The organism is Pseudomonas sp. NPDC096925, from assembly GCF_044762545.1.
Lineage (GTDB): Bacteria > Pseudomonadota > Gammaproteobacteria > Pseudomonadales > Pseudomonadaceae > Aquipseudomonas.
The window spans coordinates 892,609-910,344 of sequence record NZ_JBIWEM010000001.1 but is presented as its reverse complement, the minus strand read 5'-3'; the positions used below and the strand labels follow the sequence as shown (position 1 = coordinate 910,344).

The window sequence follows — 17,736 nt, the reverse complement described above, 5'->3', positions numbered from 1 at the left end:
GCCCCACCAAGCGATCGCCTCGCCTAGCCAAACACGCCTCGCTTGCCACCGCCGGCACCGCCTAACCGCCGCGCTTCAACGTCCAGACCAGGCATCCGTCATGCTCAAGCCCCTCAAACGCCGGCAGGCGCTGTCACGCCTGCGCTTTTTGCCCTTCCCCGCGCTCGGCGCAAGCCTGCTGAGCCTGCAAGCTGTAGCCGCCCCGCCCGATCTGCAGTTCGAACCCGGCTTCATCCGCCAAAGCCCGGGTCAACCCGCCAACGCGGGCGCTCTTGCCCTGCGTGCCCTGGCCGAACATCGGCCCCTCGCAGCTGGCCGCTATACCCTGGAGCTGTATGTCAACCTCAGCCCACTGGGCAAACGGGAGATCACGATCAACGAGAGCAGCGACGGCCAGACCCTGTTGCCCTGCCTGAACGCCGAACTGCTGGGTGAAATCGGTGTGCGCGAACAGAACCTGGCCGTCAGGCAACCCGGCAACGAAGGCAACTGCTTCGACCTTGCCACCCAGCTGGACGGCGCCAGTGCCGATCTGGATACCGGCAAGCTGCGCCTGAACCTGTCGATACCGCAGTCCTACCTGCGCCGCGACACCAGCGGCGCCATCGCCGAAAGCCACTGGGACGACGGCATCAATGCCGCGTTCGTCAACTACCAGGCCTCGGCCCAGCACAGCAACCGGCGTGGCAGCGGCAGCCGCAACAGCCAGGACCTGTACCTGAACAGTGGTGTCAACCTGTACGGCTGGCGCCTGCGCAGCCAGCAGGCCCTGCGCGAGAACCAGCAGGGCGACCTGCGCTGGACGCGCAGCAATACCTACGTCCAGCGCGACCTGCCGGCGCGCTGGGGCACTCTCACCCTCGGCGAAACCTTCACCCAGGGGGAGGTTTTCCGAAGCTTGCCGTTCAAGGGCGTCAAGCTGGCCTCCGACACCGGGATGCTGCCCGACACCCTGCAAAACTACGCCCCTGTGTTGCGTGGTGTGGCACAAACCTACGCCAAGCTGGAGGTACTGCAGAACGGCTACCCGCTCTACTCCACCTTCGTCGCCCCCGGCCCATACGAAATCGACGACCTGGCCGTTGGCGCCAGCAGTGGCGAACTGGAAGTGGTGCTGACCGAAGCGGATGGCCAGGTGCGCCGCTTCATCCAGCCGTACTCGACCCTCAGCAACCTGATGCGTGCCGGCGTGTGGCGCTACGACCTGGCCCTTGGCCGCTATCACGGCGCTGGCCAGGCCGACACACCAGCGCTGTGGCAGGGTGCGCTGGCCCGGGGCATCGGCTGGGACAGCACGCTGTACACCGGCATACTCGGTGGCGACTACTACCGCGCCGCCACCCTGGGCCTGGCGCGGGACTTCGGGGCACTCGGCGCATTGTCGCTGGACGTCACGCAAGCCACTACCGACCTTGGCCCCGCACTGGGCGAAGTGAAGGGCAACAGCCTCTCGGCCCGCTACGGCAAGGCCTTCGACATCGGTACCAGCCTGAACTTTGCCGGCTACCGCTATTCCACCGTCGGCTACCGCGACTACGACGAAGCCGTCCTGCAGCGCAACGCCTCCAGCCTGTACCTGGGCAACCGCCGCAGTCGGGTGGAGGCCTCGGTGTACCAGCATTTCGGCAATGCCGGCACGCTCAGCCTCACACTGTCACAGGACGACTACTGGCACAGCAGCCTGCAACGGCGCCAATATCAGCTGCAATACAATGCGCAATTGCCGCACAACGTCAGCCTCAACCTGTTTGCCTCGCAGTCGCTCACTTCGTCACGCAGCAACGACCGCCTCATCGGCCTGGGCATTACCCTGCCGCTGGACTTGGCGCATGCCTCCAGCGCCACGTTCGACCTGCAACACAGCGCAGGCAAGTCCAACGAACGCGCCAGCCTCAGCGGCCACTTCGACGAGCGGCGCCTGAACTACCGGGCTACGCTGGCCAACGACACCCGGCAAAGTGGCAGCCTGTCGCTGGGCTACCAGGGAAGCCATGCCAACTACGGCATGGGCTACAGCGAGGCCTCCGACTATCGCAGCCTGTCACTGAGCACCAGCGGCGCCCTGCTGGCGCACGGCGGCGGCATGCTGTTGGCACCGTTCATAGGCGAAACCAACGCCGTGGTGCATGTGCCGGATATCGCCGGGATCGGTGTCAGCCAGGGGCAGCAGGGCAAAACCAACGGCGACGGCTATGCCTTGGCACCCTATATGCGCCCTTACCGGGCCAACCCCGTTGTGCTGGAACTGGACCAGCTCGACCCGGAAATCGAAATCGACAACGGCGCCACGCAGGTGGTGCCACGCCGCGGCGCTGTAGTACTGGCGCAATTCGCGGCGCGCCGGGTCAACCGCCTGGTGCTGACCCTGTTGCAAGCAGACGGCCGCCCCTTGCCCTTCGGCGCACAGGTCAGCGATGAGCACGGCCAGGAACTGGCGATAGTCGGCCAAGGTGGCCAGGCACTGGTGGCCACCCACCTTGAGAACCAGCAACTGCTGGCCAGGTGGACCGCAGGTACAGAGCAGCAATGCAGCTTCGACATCACGCCCGCCACCTTGCCGCTTGAACAAGGCTATCGCCTGCAGACTTTGCGCTGCCAAGCCCCCTCCGACAGGAAAATCCAATGACCACTTTCACTCGCCAGCGCCTGCGAACGGCCCTGCTGTTTGCCAGCCTGCCTTTCATTACCCTGCAAGCCGCCTATGCCGCATCAGGTTGCGCCACCCAAAACGGTCCTGGCCCCGCGGTATTCACAGCAGATTTCACAAATGTATGGGTACCCAGGGATCTGCCAGTCGGTGAGCCAATCGTCACCAAAACCTTTGCCGGGCTGCTGGACCCATCAGCCACTCGCATCCAATGCGACAACGACGGCTCAGGCCTGCTGGAGGCGCGCATCGATTACACCGCTCCATTCGCCCACAACCTGCCCATGCGACTGGGCAATGGGCGCTTCGCCAACAGGGTTGTCAGAACACGGATCGCCGGGATTGGCGCAGTGATCGAGATGCGCTGGCCGTTTGCCGGTCAAGCCTTCAACAACTTTTATTCGGCAGGCAGCGACAATACCGTACCTTACTACGGCACCAACAACCGCCTGATAGGCGCGCCCCCTCTGTTTATCGGCCCGCTCTACATGGATGTGACGCTGGTCAAGACCGGGCCCATAGCCTCTGGGCCGATCCTCCTGGATGAAGAACTGGCCCATGGCAGCACCACGGATGTGCCCGACGCCTTTCGCCTGCGGGCAAGCGCCACCCTGCACCAGGCACAGTGCACGCTGAAAAGCGATGCCGTCAGTGCCGACCCCGTGGATTTGGGCAGCCACACAGTGGCGGACTTCCCGGGAAAGGGCACCACCACAACCAGCATACCGTTCCACATCACTTTGAGTGACTGCGAGGACGACCCTGCCGCGAGCACCGCCACCGCCTACATCTACTTGACAGGTACCGACGGCTCGGTGGCAATTGACCCGAAGCTTGGCCTGTTCAGCCTGGGCAATGGCTCGACGGCGAAAGGCATCGGCATCCAGATAACCGATGACCTGGGGGTTCCCGTCCCCCTGCAGGAACACGTGTCGAGCAACAAAAAACTCGAGCTCCCTCTCACCCGCCTGCCCTATCGTGCGCATTTCTACCAGACCGACGACCGAGTTACGCCTGGCTCGGCCAGAGGCGCGCTCGACTTCACCATCAGCTATCGCTGAGCACTACGATGCCTGCGCAGCGGCGTTCGCGCAGGCATCGCCGGAAAATCAGGCATGCAAAAACGCAGAAAGGAACCCGAAGGTTCCTTTCTGCGTTACATGTTTGGAGCGGGAAACGAGACTCGAACTCGCGACCCCGACCTTGGCAAGGTCGTGCTCTACCAACTGAGCTATTCCCGCATTTTGAAGCATTTACCACTATCGGCGTGAAGCGCCATGAAGACCTTCACCACCACTGCACCGCATAGACGCCACAGTATTTAAACTGGAGCGGGAAACGAGACTCGAACTCGCGACCCCGACCTTGGCAAGGTCGTGCTCTACCAACTGAGCTATTCCCGCATTTGGCGTCCCCTAGGGGACTCGAACCCCTGTTACCGCCGTGAAAGGGCGGTGTCCTAGGCCACTAGACGAAGGGGACACACGACACTTTTCAGTGCACCAGAACATGAACCTCACGATTCAGCCTGGATTTTCTTTTCCTGCCCCGCCGCTAGGCGTTGCCGGAGAAACTGGAGCGGGAAACGAGACTCGAACTCGCGACCCCGACCTTGGCAAGGTCGTGCTCTACCAACTGAGCTATTCCCGCAATTTGGCGTCCCCTAGGGGACTCGAACCCCTGTTACCGCCGTGAAAGGGCGGTGTCCTAGGCCACTAGACGAAGGGGACACGCTGCTGGCATTACTGCCTGCTTTCACTCCCTGCCGCGTTTCGCTGTGTGCTTTACGCTGCAAGTGGCGCGCATTCTATGGATGGTTCGTACAGGCGTCAACCCCTTTGTAGAAATTTATTTAAATCAATGACTTCCGGGTAGGTGGGGGTGCAGTTGCGGGCCGGGTTGTCGATATAGAGAGAGGGGTACCTGCACCGCCCTCTTCGCGGCTAAAGCCGCTCCCACAAGGACCGCACGAAGCCTGAGGGCGGTGCGATCCCTGTGGGAGCGGCTTTAGCCGCGAAGAGGCCAGTACAGGTATATAGCCGCTGTTCGTCCCCAGACGAACTCACTACACTCAAGGGTGTAATTCTTCTTCAATGAGGCATTAACGGTGACACCACTTCTGATCACCCTGCTCATCGTGGCGGGTATCGCGTTGCTGATCGTGATCGGCTACCTCAACAACGTGGTCGAGAACGGCAAGCTCGAGCGCGCCCGGATGAAGGTCGAACTGGCCGACCGCCTGCGCCGCTGTGGCGAAATCACCGAGACCTTCCCCGGCCAGTTCATGACCCCGGCGCTGAAGCTGCTGCTGACTCGCCTGGAGCTCAACCTCAACCAGCGCCAACTGGCAATGGACAAGCACAGCGCCGAACTCAAGGCGCGCATCGCCGAACTGGAACGGCTGATTGCCCTGGGCGGGCAGATCCCGGTAAACAACCCGCCCAATCCGATCCAGACCGAGATCAAAGCCAAGGATGTGCGCTTCCTGCTGGAGGCGCTGCACAACCAGGTGACTCGCGCCGCCCAGGAAGGCTTCCTGCCCACGCCCGAGGCCAAGCACTGGGTCAAGGAAATCCGCCATGTCCTGGTGTTGCTGCATATCGAGTTCTTCAACAACCTCGGCCAGCAGGCCCTGCAGAAGAACCAGCCGGGCCAGGCACGCCTGGCCTTCGAGCGCGGCGTGCAGTACCTGCGCAAACAGCCGGAGCCAAAGGTGTATGAAGAGCAGCTGACGTACCTGGAAAAACTGCTGGCCCGCGCCAACGCCCAGGTGCTGGACCGCATGGCTCCGGCGGAGGACGAGCAGAATGAACTGACCCAGGGGCTCAAGACCGATGAGGAAGAGACCTGGAAGAAGAAGGTGATGTACGACTGATGCTTTAACCTGTACCGGCCTCTTTCGCGGCTAAAGCCGCTCCCACAGGGACCGCATCGCCTTCAGGCCTGGTGCAATCCTTGTGGGAGCGGCTTTAGCCGCGAAGAGGCCGGTACAGGCAACCAATATCAGCAGTCGGTCAGCGCCAGGAAAATCGCTGCCAACCGCTCCAGCCCCACCTGATCCGCCTCGCTGAAGCGCCCAGGCTTCGGGCTGTCCAGGTCCAGCACGCCAATCAGCCTGCCCTCCTTCACCAGCGGGATCACCAGCTCGCTGTTCGACGCACTGTCACAGGCAATATGCCCCGGAAACGCATGCACGTCCTCTACCCGCTGGGTCTGCCGGGTGGCCGCTGCCGCCCCGCACACGCCCTTGCTGAACGGGATGCGCACGCACGCCACCTGGCCCTGGAACGGGCCCAGCACCAGTTCTTCGTTGCGGTTGAGGTAGAACCCCGCCCAGTTCAGGTCGTCCACGTGGTTATAGAGGAATGCCGAAAACTGCGCGGCATTGGCGATGAAGTCACGCTCGTCGGCAAACAGCGCCTGCACTTGCGCCGCCAGCAGGTTGTAGCCGTCGAGGCCGGCGCCACTGGCATTGAGGTCGATCATTTATTTTGCTCCAGCAATTGCAGCCCGACCCAGTAGCGGGCGAACTGATAGGCACAACGGCCATTACGGTTACCGCGGCCGGTGGCCCAGCGCACGGCGAGGATGTCGAGTGCTTCACTGCGCTGCCAGGCCAACCCGGCAGATTGCGCAAGCTGGCCGATCCAGTGCTCGACCACATTCAGGAAGTGCTCCTGGGTAAAGGGGTAGAACGACAGCCACAGGCCAAAACGATCGGACAGGGCAATCTTGTCTTCCACCGCTTCGCTGGGGTGCAGTTCGCCGTCCACCCGCTTCCAGTTCTCGTTGTCGCTCTCCTTCTCCGGCACCAGGTGGCGGCGGTTGGAGGTGGCGTACAGCAGCACATTGTCCGGGGCCTGCTCCAGCGAGCCGTCGAGCACGCTCTTGAGCACCCGGTAGTCGCCCTCCCCGGCTTCGAACGACAGATCGTCGCAGAACAGGATGAAGCGCTGCGGCAGCTTCTGCAGCTGCTCGACTACACGTGGCAGGTCGGCCAGGTGGTCGCGTTCGATTTCGATCAGGCGCAGGCCGGCGCCCGCGTGCTCGGCCAACAGGGCACGTACCAGCGACGACTTGCCGGTACCGCGCGAGCCCCACAGCAGTGCATGGTTGGCCGGCATGCCGTTGATGAACTGGTGGGTGTTGCGGCCCAACTGGTCACGCTGCTGGTCGACGCCGATCAGGTCGCTGAGGCGGATGTCCAGGCTCACTTCCAGCGGCAGCAGGTAGCCGCTGCGGCCATCGCGCTGCCAGCGCGCGGCCAGGGTGGTGGCCCAGTCGATGTTCGGACGTGTTGCCGGCAACAGGGGTTCGAGGCGCGCCAGTACCGATTCGGCGCGGTCCAGGAAAGCAATCAAGCGAGCGTCCATCAGGGCTCCTGCAAATTCAGATTCGGGCTGCTGTGCCGGCCTCTTCGCGGCTAAAGCCGCTCCCACTGGTTTATCACCACCCTTGAGACCTCTGGTGTACCTGTGGGAGCGGCTTTAGCCGCGAAGAGGCCGGCACAGCCAATAGGCAATCAAGGCTGAATGTGTGACAGACCCACCAGCAGCCGGGGTTGATCGGCTATGCTTGCGCAGCGCAAGGAACGTGAAACCGGCTCGGGACTCATGGATATCAAGTTCACCAATCGCCTGTCATACAAGCAAGCCCGGTTGACAGTCCTGGTCGGCTTCATCCTGGGAACATTGCTCAGTCTCATCCAGATCGGCATCGATTATGCCAGCGAAGACGCATCCATCAACCGCGAAGTGCGCGCCTTGCTGCAAATCAGCCACAACCCGGCCTCGCGCATCGCCTACAACATCGACTCCGAGCTGGCCCTGGAGCTGACTCGCGGCCTGCTGGAGTCGCCAGCGGTCATCCGTGCGCGGCTGATCGACAACAACGAAACGGTATTGGCCGACGTCGAACGGCCGCGCCTGCAGGACCGCTACCGACCACTGAGCGACTTCCTGTTCGGCGAGCAGCGCCAGTTCAAGGAGCGCCTGTACCTCACCCACATGCCCGAAGAAGACCTCGGCACCCTGTACCTGGAGGTGGATACCTTCGCCTTCGGCAGCCGCTTCCTCGACCGCGCCGGCATCACCCTGCTCAACGGCTTCGCCCGTAGCCTGGTGCTGACCGGCATCCTCCTGGCGCTGTTCTACATGATGCTGACCAAGCCGCTGGTGACGGTGATCGGCGCGCTCAGCGGCAGCGACCCGCGCAAGCCCCGGCAAACCCGCCTGGCCTGCCCGCACGGCCACGAACACGACGAGATCGGCGTGCTGGTGAAGGTCGCCAACCAGCAGTTCGTCAGCATGGCCACCGAGATCGAGCAACGGCGCACCGCGGAAAACCGCCTGACCCAGTACCTCAACGAGCTGGAAGACATCGTCTCGGCGCGCACCAACGAGCTCAAGGCCAGCAACAGCAGCCTGAGCCTGTCCAACCAGGAGCTGGAAGAAGCCCGCCGCCGGGCGCTGGACATGGCCCAGGCGCGCGCCGCCTTCCTCGCCAACATGAGCCACGAAATCCGCACCCCGCTCAACGGCATGCTCGGCATGATCGCCCTTGCCCTGGACAGCCCGCTGCCCAGCGAGCAACGCCAGCAGCTGGCGATTGCCCACGACTCGGGCAAGGTGCTGGTGGAGTTGCTCAACGATATTCTCGACCTGTCCAAGTTCGATGCCGGCCAGCTGGAGCTGGAACGCATTCCGTTCGACATGGGCTCGATGGTCGAGGACACCGCCAACCTGCTGTCGCAAAACACCGCGCAAAGCGTGGAGCTGACCTGCCTGATCGCCCGCGACTTCCCCAGCAGCGTACTCGGCGACCCCACACGGGTGCGGCAGATCGTCAGCAACCTGCTGTCCAACGCCCTCAAGTTCACCCGTTTCGGCCGCGTGGATGTGCGCCTGACGACCATGGTCGGCGGTGTGCGCCTGGAGGTGCGCGATACCGGCATCGGCATCCCCGAAGAAGCCCAGGCACGGATCTTCCAGCCGTTCACTCAGGCCGGCGCCGGCATCACCCGCCAGTACGGCGGCACCGGCCTGGGCCTGGCGCTGACGCACAACCTGTGCAAAGCCATGCAGGGCCGCCTGCATATCAATTCCGAACCGGGCTTTGGCAGCCGCTTCAGCGCCGAGCTGCCACTGGCGGTGCACACCGAGGCGATCCCGCCGGCACCGTTGCACGGGCGCGTGGCTGCAGTGTGCGCAGCCGGCAGCGGGCTCGACGAACTGTTGCAGGACCAGCTGCCCGCCTGGGGCCTGACCTACCAGCAGCAAGACAGCAGCGCGGGGCTGGAAGCCGCTGCCATCGACCTGCTGATCACCGACCGCCTGGACCAGCTGTTCGAACTGCGCCCGGCACTGAAAACACCGATCCTGCTGGTGACCGCCTACGGCAACTTCCTGCCCAACGAGCAGTCACTGGCCCTGGCGCCGTTGCATCAGCTGGCCCGGCCACTGGCGCGTAACGCCCTGTACCAGACCCTTCGACGCACTTTGCAAGGCCATGAGCCCGAGCACCCGCTGGCCACCCCGGCCATTACCCTGGAGCAGGGCCGTGCGCGCATCCTGCTGGTGGAGGACAACCCGGTGAACCAACTGGTTGCCAAAGGCATGCTGGCCAAGCTCGGCTGCCAGGTGCAACTGGCCACCCAGGGCGCCGAAGCCCTGGAGCTACTGGAACAGGACGAATTCGACCTGGTGCTGATGGACTGCAACATGCCGGTGATGGACGGCTACGAGGCCAGCCGGCGCATCCGCCAGAGCGGCCGCTGGCCCGACCTGCCGATCGTCGCCCTCACCGCCAACGCCATGCCCGAGGAGCGCGAGCGCTGCCGGGCAGCGGGCATGAACGACTACCTGGCCAAGCCGTTCCGCCGCGAAGAGCTGCTGGCGCTGGTGGACCACTGGGTGCCCGTCAACGGCTGAGCAGGCGCTCGATGTCCGCCTCCAGGGCCTGCGGCTTGGTGGTGGGGGCGTAGCGCGTTACCTGGCCAGAGGCCGGGTCGACCAGGAACTTGGTGAAGTTCCACTTGATCTTCTGGCTGCCCAGAATGCCGGGGGCGCGCTGCTTGAGTTCGACGAACAGCGGGTGGCTGCCAGGGCCATTGACCTCGATCTTGCGGAACAGCGGGAAGCTCACGCCAAAATTGCGCTCGCAGAACTGGGCGATTTCCCGTGCATCGCCAGGCTCCTGCTTGCCGAACTGGTTGCAGGGGAAGCCCAGCACCACCAGGCCGCGCGCGCGGTAGGCCTGCCACAGTTGCTCCAGGCCCTTGTACTGCGGGGTAAAGCCGCACTGGCTGGCGGTATTGACCACCAGCAGCGCCTTGCCGGGGAAGTCGCCGAGCTTCTTGTGCTCGCCGCCCAGGGTCACGCAGGGGATGTCCAGTATCGATCCAGCCATGGTCGGGCTCCGGTCAGTCGCGCGGGCGCAGGTCGATGCACACCGAGTTGATGCAGTAGCGCAGGCCGGTCGGTGGCGGGCCGTCGGGGAACACGTGGCCCAGGTGCGCATCACAGCGGGCACAGGTGACTTCGGTGCGGATCATGCCGTGGGAGGTGTCGCGGATTTCGATCATCGCGCTTTCCTCGATGGGGGCGTAGAAGCTCGGCCAGCCACAGCCGGAGTCGAACTTGGTCTGCGCATCGAACAATGGCAGGCCGCAGCAGATGCAGTGGTAGATGCCGTCGCGGCGCTCGCTGTTGTACTTGCCGCTGAATGGCCGCTCGGTGCCCTTGAGGCGGCATACCTGGTACTGCTCGGGGTCGAGCATCGACCGCCATTGTTCCAGGGTTTTCTCGATCTTTTGCATGTAGGGACCTCGGCAGGCTGAATTTCACTGCGCACCGTCTTTTCCGGGGCGCGGGTGGCACGTATATTAGGTGGCTTCGTGTGCCAGGCGTTCAGTCTGGCACCCGCTTCCTGCCCTTTCAAACCTTTCGGCGTGGGTTGCGCGTTTTCTCATATCGGGATCCCATCATGCAGTTCAGCAAATCGAACAAGCTCGCCAATGTCTGCTACGACATTCGCGGCCCAGTGCTCAAGCACGCCAAACGCCTGGAAGAGGAAGGTCACCGTATCCTCAAGCTGAACATCGGCAACCCGGCGCCGTTTGGCTTCGAGGCGCCTGACGAAATCCTCCAGGATGTGATCCGCAACCTGCCCACCGCCCAGGGCTACAGCGACTCCAAGGGCCTGTTCAGCGCGCGCAAGGCGGTGATGCAGTACTGCCAGCAGAAGCAGATCGAAGGTGTCGGCATCGAGGACATCTACCTGGGTAACGGCGTGTCCGAGCTGATCGTCATGTCGATGCAGGCGCTGCTCAACAACGGCGACGAAGTGCTGATCCCGGCCCCCGACTACCCGCTGTGGACCGCCGCCGTGAGCCTGGCTGGCGGCAAGCCGGTGCATTACCTGTGCGACGAGCAGGCCGACTGGTTCCCCGACCTTGAGGACATCAAGGCCAAGATCACCCCGAACACCAAGGCCCTGGTGATCATCAACCCGAACAACCCGACCGGCGCGGTGTACTCCAAAGAGCTGCTGCTGGGCATGCTGGAACTGGCCCGCCAGCACAACCTGGTGGTGTTCTCCGACGAGATCTACGACAAGATCCTGTACGACGAAGCCGTACACATCAGCACCGCCTCGCTGGCCCCCGACCTGCTGTGCCTGACCTTCAACGGCCTGTCCAAGTCGTACCGGGTGGCGGGCTTCCGTTCCGGCTGGCTGATCATCTCCGGGCCCAAGCACCACGCGCAAAGCTACATCGAAGGCATCGACATGCTGGCCAACATGCGCCTGTGCGCCAACGTGCCGGCCCAGCATGCCATCCAGACCGCGCTGGGCGGCTACCAGAGCATCAACGACCTGGTGCTGCCACCGGGCCGCCTGCTGGAGCAGCGCAACCGCACCTACGAGCTGCTGAACGACATCCCGGGCGTAAGCTGCGTGAAACCAATGGGTGCGCTGTATGCGTTCCCGAAGATCGACCCGAAGGTTTGCCCGATTCACAACGACGAGAAGTTCGTGCTCGACCTGCTGCTGTCGGAGAAGCTGCTGATCGTTCAGGGCACGGCGTTCAACTGGCCGTGGCCGGACCACTTCCGCGTGGTGACCTTGCCGCGGGTGGATGACCTGGAGGCGGCGATTGGCCGGATCGGCAGTTTCCTGCGGACCTATTCGCAGTAAGTGATGGCCTCTTCGCGGCTAAAGCCGCTCCCACAGGTACAGCGCAGCCCTTGAGCTTTGCGCAAACCCTGTGGGAGCGGGTTTACCGCGAATGGGCTGCAAAGCAGCCCCCTGCAATCTCACAGGATGTTTCTTACATCCTGCAACGCTCTATCCCACAGCCCCCGCGCCATCCTCTGCCATACTCCGCCGTACACAGTTTGAAATAGTCGCCCGATTGAATCGGCACGGCCGGCCCCTTATATACCCCGCAGTAAGCGACAACTCATCCGTCAGGAGAACGTAACAACCATGATGCGCATTCTGTTGTTTGTAGCCACCAACCTCGCGGTGGTGCTGGTTGCAAGCATTACCCTGAGCCTGTTCGGTTTCAACGGGTTCATGGCCGCCAACGGGGTCGACCTGAACCTCAGCAGCCTGCTGGTGTTCTGCGCCGTGTTCGGCTTTGCCGGCTCCCTCGTCTCGCTGTTCATCTCCAAGTGGATGGCGAAGATGACCACCGGCACCCAGATCATCAGCCAGCCGCGCACCCGCCACGAGCAGTGGCTGTTGCAAACGGTCGAAGAACTGTCCCGTGAAGCGGGCATCAAGATGCCCGAGGTGGGTATCTTCCCGGCGTACGAGGCCAACGCCTTCGCCACCGGCTGGAACCGCAATGATGCGCTGGTGGCCGTTTCCCAAGGCCTGCTGGAGCGCTTCTCGCCTGATGAAGTGCGCGCAGTGCTGGCCCACGAGATCGGCCACGTAGCCAACGGCGACATGGTCACCCTGGCGCTGGTGCAAGGCGTGGTGAACACCTTCGTGATGTTCTTCGCGCGCATCATCGGCAACTTCGTCGACAAGGTGATCTTCAAGAACGAAGAAGGCCAGGGCATTGCCTACTACGTGGCGACCATCGTTGCCGAGTTGATCCTTGGCATTCTGGCCAGCATGATCGTGATGTGGTTCTCGCGCCGCCGCGAATACCGCGCCGACGAAGCCGGTGCACAGCTGGCCGGTACCGCAGCGATGATCGGCGCCCTGCAGCGCCTGCGCGTGGAGCAGGGCCTGCCGGTGCACATGCCCGACACCATGAAGGCATTCGGCATCAATGGCGGCCTGAAGCACGGCCTGGCCGGGCTGCTGATGAGCCACCCGCCGCTGGAAGACCGTATCGAGGCCCTGCGCCGTCGCGGTTGATCCGACCGGTAAAAACAAAGGGCGACTTCGGTCGCCCTTTTTTGTACACCTGTGCCGACCTCTTCGCGGGTAAACCCGCTCCCACAGGTTCACCACACACCTTGAGGATTGTGCAGTGCCTGTGGGAGCGGGTTCACCCGCGAAAGGGCCGGACAGGCTACACACCTGTCAGCGGCTGACCCGGTAAACCCGCTCCAACAAGCTCGATACCCCGGCCTGCGAAAACTTCGGGCTTTCCTCAATCACTTCCACAACCTCCAGCTCATCCACCTGCCACCCGGCAAACCCCTGCCGCAGCTCTTCATCCCCTACCGAAAACGGCGGCCCGCCCAGCAAAGCCTGGTCATAATCCAGGGTCACCACCAGCCCCTGGCAACCCGTCGGCAGCAAACCCGACAACAGCTGCATGTACGCCGCACGCATCTGCGTCGGCAAGGCAATCACCGCCGCCCGGTCATAAAGCCCCGCGCAGTCACCAATATCCCCTGCCTGCAACGCAAAGAAATCGCCACACCAAAGCTCCACGTCACCACTGCGCCAAACCTCGAAAGCCCCGCGCTGTTGCACTTCAGCTTCAAGCCCATGCTCGCGGAAGAAGTCCTCCACCGCCCGCCGCGACAGCTCTACACCCAACACGCGGTACCCCTGCCCAGCCAACCAGGCCAGGTCCAGGCTCTTGCCACACAGTGGCACCAGCACGCGGCTGCCCGGCGCCAGGCCAAGCGTTGGCCAATACTTCTGCAGATAGGGGTTCACCTGCGCCTGGTGAAAGCCGATCTGGTTGTCGGCCCACCGCTGCTGCCAGAACGCTGGCTCCATGATCACTCCCGATTTTTAGATGGTTTGTCGGTAAAAACTGGTTTGGATTTCGATCTGTAGTTGATCGAAGATGACTGCATCTTAACCGTCAGGACCCCGCCATGCTGCCCAGCCTGTTCATTTCCCATGGTTCTCCCATGCTTGCCCTGCAACCCGGCGCCAGCGGACCGGCGCTGGCCGGGCTGGCCAGCACCCTGCCCCGGCCAAAAGCGATCGTGGTGGTGTCGGCGCACTGGGAAAGCCGCGAGTTACTGGTCACCGGCAACGCCCAGCCAGAGACCTGGCATGACTTCCATGGCTTCCCTCCTGCTCTGTACGCGGTGCAGTACCCGGCGCCGGGCGAACCCGCCCTTGCCGTCCAGGTCAGTGAACTGTTGCAGGCAGCCGGGCTACCAGCCCGGCTGGACCCGCAGCGGCCGTTCGACCACGGCGCCTGGGTACCGCTGTCGCTGATGTACCCGGATGCGAGTATTCCGGTGGTGCAGGTTTCACTGCCCAGCCACATGGGGCCGGCGCTGCAGGTCAAGGTAGGCCAGGCGCTGGCGGGTTTGCGCGGTCAGGGCGTGCTGTTGATCGGCTCGGGCAGCATTACCCACAACCTGGGCGAACTGGACTGGCATGCCGGGCCGGATGTGATCGAGCCATGGGCACTGGCGTTCAGGGATTGGGTGGTGGAAAAGCTTCGGGCGGATGATCAGCAAGCGTTGCTGAATTATCGGCAGCAGGCGCCGTTTGCGGTGCGCAACCATCCCAGTGACGAGCATTTCCTGCCGCTGTTCTTTGCCCTGGGGGCTGGGGGCAAGTTCGGGGTGGTGCACCAAGGGTTTACCCTGGGGGCGTTGGGGATGGACATTTATCGGTTCGGCTGAAAGGCCTCTTCGCGGGTGAACCCGCTCCCACAGGGTCTCCACAGATTTCAAGGCTTGTGCTGTACCTGTGGGAGCGGGTTTACCCGCGAAAGGGCCGGCACAGGCAAAAAAAATCCCCAGCCGAGGCCGGGGATTTTTTCATTGCGCCAGGATCAATCCTCGCGGTAGCGACGCAGCTTCAGCTGCTTGCCAGCCACGCGGGTGTCCTTGAGCTTGGACAGCAGCTTCTCCAGGCCGTCTTCCGGCAACTCGACCAGGCTGAAGCTGTCGCGCACCTGGATGCGGCCGATGGCGTCACGGGCCAGGCCACCCTCGTTGAGGATCGCGCCCAGCAGGTTCTTGGCAGCGATGCCGTCACGGGCACCCAGGGCAGTACGGCAACGCACGCGGCCTTCGGCCAGCGGCAGCGGGGCACGACGCTCGCGGTCACCACGCTCTGGGCGCTCGCCACGCTCACCACGCTCGGTACGCTCGCCACGCGGGGCGAAGCTCGGCACCAGCGGCTGCTCACGCTCTACCGCGGCCAGGTCCAGCGCCTGGCCATTGGTGGCCTTGCGCAGCAGGGCGGCAGCCAGGGCACGCGCGCTGCAACCCAGGTCGTTGGTCAGGCGGTCGAACAGCTCGCCGTGGCTGGCTTCTGCTTCGGCGACCAGCGGTGCCAGGCTCGAGGTCAGCTTCTTGATGCGGGCATCCAGCACGGCCTGGGCATTCGGCAGACGGGCTTCGGCAACTTTTTGCCCGGTTACACGCTCGATCACCTGCAACATGCGGCGCTCACGCGGGGTGACCAGCAGCAGTGCACGGCCATCGCGACCGGCACGGCCGGTACGGCCGATACGGTGTACGTAGGACTCCGGGTCGTACGGCATGTCGACGTTGAACACGTGAGTGATGCGCGGTACGTCCAGGCCACGGGCAGCGACGTCGGTAGCGACAACGATGTCCAGGCGGCCATCCTTGAGCGAGTCGATCACGCGCTCACGCTGGTTCTGGGCGATGTCACCGTTCAGCGCGGCAGCCTTGTAGCCCTTGGCTTCCAGCGCGGCGGCCAGGTCCAGGGTAGCTTGCTTGGTACGCACGAAGGCGATCAGCGCGTCGAACTCTTCCACTTCCAGCAGACGCAGCACAGCCGGGATCTTCTGGTCGGCGTGGACCATCAGGTGGGCCTGCTCGATCGCAGTGACGGTCTGGGTCTTGCTCTGGATCTTGACGTGCTTGGGCTCGCGCAGGTGGCGTTCGGCGATCGAGCGGATCGACGACGGCAGGGTGGCGGAGAACAGCACGGTCTGGCGGCTGGCCGGGATTGCGTCGAAGATCACTTCGAGGTCGTCCATGAAGCCCAGCTTGAGCATCTCGTCGGCTTCGTCCAGGACCAGGTACTGCACGGTCGACAGGACTTTTTCGTCACGACGCAGGTGGTCGCACAGGCGGCCCGGGGTGGCCACGACGATTTGCGCGCCGTTGCGGATCGCACGCAACTGTGGGCCCATCGGGGCACCACCGTAGACGGCGACCACGTTCACGCCCGGCATCTGCTTGGCGTAGGTTTCGAAAGCGGTAGCAACTTGCAGCGCCAACTCACGGGTTGGCGCCAGGATCAGGGCTTGCGGTTCGCGCTTGCTCACATCGATCTTGTTGAGGATCGGCAGGGCGAAGGCAGCGGTCTTGCCGGTGCCAGTCTGCGCCTGGCCGATCATGTCGTGACCGGCGAGGATGATCGGGATCGATTGTTGCTGAATGGCGGACGGCTCTTCGTAGCCGGTCGCCAGAACGGCAGCAACAATGTTCGGATTGAGATCGAGAGCGGCGAAGCCGCCGGTTTCCTGGGTCATGGGTCTGCCTCTAGGTGCATCCGCAAAGACCCATGCTCCAAAGCTGCACAAGCCATGAAAGACCGACAGGTCACCCAGGCAGCTTTGGCGGCGGGGATTTGCGAAAACGATTGAAAAAGAAAACGTGGGAAGGTCCGCCTAGCGGACGTGCAGCCGAAGCTGGACTCGGAGGGTTTGCACCACCTGATTTTGCGGTCCGCTAAAAGACCGGCGCGTACTATACCCGAAATAGTGCGCAGACGTGAGGAATATTTTCAGGGTGCAGGGCCAGTATCGGGCCATCAGCCATGCGCAGCTGAAACGATTCCTGCCTGCGATACCGCGTCGCCTGTTTCGCGGGCATGCCCGCTCCAGCAGGATACTCACCGCCCTTGGGCACTGTGATATCCCTGTGGGAGCGGGCGTGCCCGCGAAGAAGCCAACTCAGGTAGCCGGCCGAATCTCACGGATCAGCCCCTCAAGGCTATACCCCAGGCGCGGTGCCAGCGCCTCGGCCCGGGCCCGCAACCCATCCAGGTCCAGCGTCTGCTCCAGGTCCGCTGGCACCAGCAGGATCACATTGCCCTCCTTCACCGGCAGCTCCCAGTAATGCCGGTGATACAACCCGCGCAACAACGCCGCGCCCAGGGGCTTGCCGTCGTCGGTGGCCCACTGGTTGATCACCAGCCAACCACCCGGGTTCAACTTCTGCTGGCAGTTCTCCAGGAAGTTCCAGGCCAGGTGGCCCACCCCCGGTCCATGGTCGGTGTACAGGTCGACGAACAGCAGGTCGGCCTTCTCCGCCGAGGGCAACATCTCCAGGGCGTCGCCGATGCGTACATACAGCCGCGGGTCGTCGTCCAGGCCCAGGTATTCCATGGCCAGGCGCGGTACCTCCGGGCGCAGCTCTATGGCCTCGATGTCGTCCAGCGGCAGGAACTTCATGCAGGCCTGGGTCAGTGTGCCGGCCCCCAGGCCGAGAAACAGCGCGCTCTCCGGCTGTTCGTGGCACAGCGCCCCCACCAGCATGGCGCGGGTATAGTCGTACTCCAGCCAGCTGGGGTCGGCCGTGAACACGCAGCTCTGCTCGATCGCATCGCCGAATTCCAGAAAGCGGTAGTCGTCGACTTCATACACGCTGATGACGCCAAAGGCATCTTCCACCCGTGCCAGTAGCCGCTCTTCCCGTTCCGCCGCCATGCTCACCACCCACCCG

At 63.5% G+C, this 17,736-nt stretch carries 13 protein-coding genes, 5 tRNA genes and 1 pseudogene; 7 read left to right on the top strand and 12 right to left on the bottom strand.

Annotated features, from left to right (window positions below):
- Positions 1 to 100 precede the first annotated feature (100 nt).
- Both ACIQYU_RS04465 and ACIQYU_RS04460 read left to right on the top strand, forming a co-directional pair.
- Entirely contained in the window at positions 101 to 2,626 is a 2,526-nt protein-coding gene (locus tag ACIQYU_RS04465; RefSeq protein WP_207832251.1) for a fimbria/pilus outer membrane usher protein, read from the top strand.
- Positions 2,623 to 3,708 carry a fimbrial protein gene (locus ACIQYU_RS04460; RefSeq protein WP_207832252.1) on the top strand — a complete coding sequence of 362 codons (1,086 nt, stop codon included), beginning with the start codon at positions 2,623 to 2,625 and terminating at the stop codon, positions 3,706 to 3,708. Before ACIQYU_RS04465 ends, ACIQYU_RS04460 begins: the two co-directional genes overlap by 4 nt.
- A 104-nt stretch (positions 3,709 to 3,812) precedes the next feature.
- Here ACIQYU_RS04460 and ACIQYU_RS04455 read toward each other — a convergent pair.
- The 5 genes from ACIQYU_RS04455 to ACIQYU_RS04435 form a co-directional block, all read right to left on the bottom strand.
- Positions 3,813 to 3,888, bottom strand: a tRNA-Gly gene (locus ACIQYU_RS04455).
- A gap of 86 nt (positions 3,889 to 3,974) precedes the next feature.
- A tRNA-Gly gene (locus tag ACIQYU_RS04450) sits at positions 3,975 to 4,050 on the bottom strand.
- Positions 4,051 to 4,053: 3 nt separating this feature from the next.
- A tRNA-Glu gene (locus ACIQYU_RS04445) sits at positions 4,054 to 4,129 on the bottom strand.
- 92 nt (positions 4,130 to 4,221) lie between these two features.
- A tRNA-Gly gene (locus tag ACIQYU_RS04440) sits at positions 4,222 to 4,297 on the bottom strand.
- 4 nt (positions 4,298 to 4,301) lie between these two features.
- Positions 4,302 to 4,377: transfer RNA gene (locus ACIQYU_RS04435), tRNA-Glu, on the bottom strand.
- Between the two features lie 377 nt (positions 4,378 to 4,754).
- On the opposite strand from ACIQYU_RS04435, the gene ACIQYU_RS04430 reads away from it, so the two are divergent.
- Positions 4,755 to 5,522, top strand: coding sequence for a hypothetical protein (locus tag ACIQYU_RS04430; RefSeq protein ID WP_207832254.1), 768 nt, complete (start codon positions 4,755 to 4,757; stop codon positions 5,520 to 5,522).
- 128 nt (positions 5,523 to 5,650) lie between these two features.
- On the opposite strand, the gene ACIQYU_RS04425 is transcribed toward ACIQYU_RS04430, so the two are convergent.
- Both ACIQYU_RS04425 and ACIQYU_RS04420 read right to left on the bottom strand, forming a co-directional pair.
- On the bottom strand, positions 5,651 to 6,133 hold the full coding sequence (locus ACIQYU_RS04425; protein ID WP_207832256.1) for a GAF domain-containing protein: 483 nt from the start codon (positions 6,131 to 6,133) through the stop codon (positions 5,651 to 5,653).
- Complete coding sequence (locus tag ACIQYU_RS04420; protein ID WP_207832258.1) at positions 6,130 to 7,020, bottom strand: ATP-binding protein; 891 nt, start codon at positions 7,018 to 7,020, stop codon at positions 6,130 to 6,132. The genes ACIQYU_RS04425 and ACIQYU_RS04420 overlap by 4 nt, the downstream gene beginning before the upstream one ends.
- 198 nt (positions 7,021 to 7,218) lie before the next feature.
- Here ACIQYU_RS04420 and ACIQYU_RS04415 point away from each other — a divergent pair, with 198 nt between their 5' ends.
- A complete protein-coding gene (locus ACIQYU_RS04415) occupies positions 7,219 to 9,576 on the top strand; it encodes a response regulator (RefSeq protein ID WP_207832260.1) in 2,358 nt (785 codons plus the stop codon).
- Here ACIQYU_RS04415 and ACIQYU_RS04410 read toward each other — a convergent pair.
- Together ACIQYU_RS04410 and msrB are read right to left on the bottom strand one after the other, a co-directional pair.
- Positions 9,566 to 10,054 carry a glutathione peroxidase gene (locus tag ACIQYU_RS04410; RefSeq protein ID WP_207832262.1) on the bottom strand — a complete coding sequence of 163 codons (489 nt, stop codon included), beginning with the start codon at positions 10,052 to 10,054 and terminating at the stop codon, positions 9,566 to 9,568. The two genes, ACIQYU_RS04415 and ACIQYU_RS04410, sit on opposite strands and share 11 nt — an antisense overlap.
- Before the next feature lie 13 nt (positions 10,055 to 10,067).
- Positions 10,068 to 10,463, bottom strand: coding sequence for a peptide-methionine (R)-S-oxide reductase MsrB (gene msrB, locus ACIQYU_RS04405; protein ID WP_015269381.1), 396 nt, complete (start codon positions 10,461 to 10,463; stop codon positions 10,068 to 10,070).
- Positions 10,464 to 10,630: 167 nt separating this feature from the next.
- Between msrB and ACIQYU_RS04400 the strand changes: the two genes are divergently transcribed.
- Positions 10,631 to 11,842: a pyridoxal phosphate-dependent aminotransferase gene (locus tag ACIQYU_RS04400; RefSeq protein WP_207832264.1), complete on the top strand. Its 1,212-nt coding sequence runs from the start codon at positions 10,631 to 10,633 to the stop codon at positions 11,840 to 11,842.
- Positions 11,843 to 12,133: 291 nt separating this feature from the next.
- Positions 12,134 to 13,021: a protease HtpX gene (gene htpX, locus ACIQYU_RS04395; RefSeq protein ID WP_003259721.1), complete on the top strand. Its 888-nt coding sequence runs from the start codon at positions 12,134 to 12,136 to the stop codon at positions 13,019 to 13,021.
- 168 nt (positions 13,022 to 13,189) lie between these two features.
- Here the strand turns inward: htpX and ACIQYU_RS04390 are convergent, their stop codons facing one another.
- Positions 13,190 to 13,840, bottom strand: a complete 651-nt coding sequence (locus tag ACIQYU_RS04390) for a thiopurine S-methyltransferase (RefSeq protein ID WP_207832266.1) — start codon at positions 13,838 to 13,840, stop codon at positions 13,190 to 13,192.
- A 101-nt stretch (positions 13,841 to 13,941) separates the two neighbouring features.
- Between ACIQYU_RS04390 and ACIQYU_RS04385 the strand changes: the two genes are divergently transcribed.
- A complete protein-coding gene (locus tag ACIQYU_RS04385) occupies positions 13,942 to 14,709 on the top strand; it encodes a class III extradiol ring-cleavage dioxygenase (RefSeq protein WP_233694397.1) in 768 nt (255 codons plus the stop codon).
- A gap of 152 nt (positions 14,710 to 14,861) precedes the next feature.
- Here the strand turns inward: ACIQYU_RS04385 and ACIQYU_RS04380 are convergent.
- Positions 14,862 to 16,575 (bottom strand): annotated as a pseudogene (locus tag ACIQYU_RS04380) (DEAD/DEAH box helicase).
- A gap of 389 nt (positions 16,576 to 16,964) precedes the next feature.
- Positions 16,965 to 17,720, bottom strand: coding sequence for a spermidine synthase (locus ACIQYU_RS04375; protein ID WP_233694396.1), 756 nt, complete (start codon positions 17,718 to 17,720; stop codon positions 16,965 to 16,967).
- Positions 17,721 to 17,736: the final 16 nt, after the last annotated feature.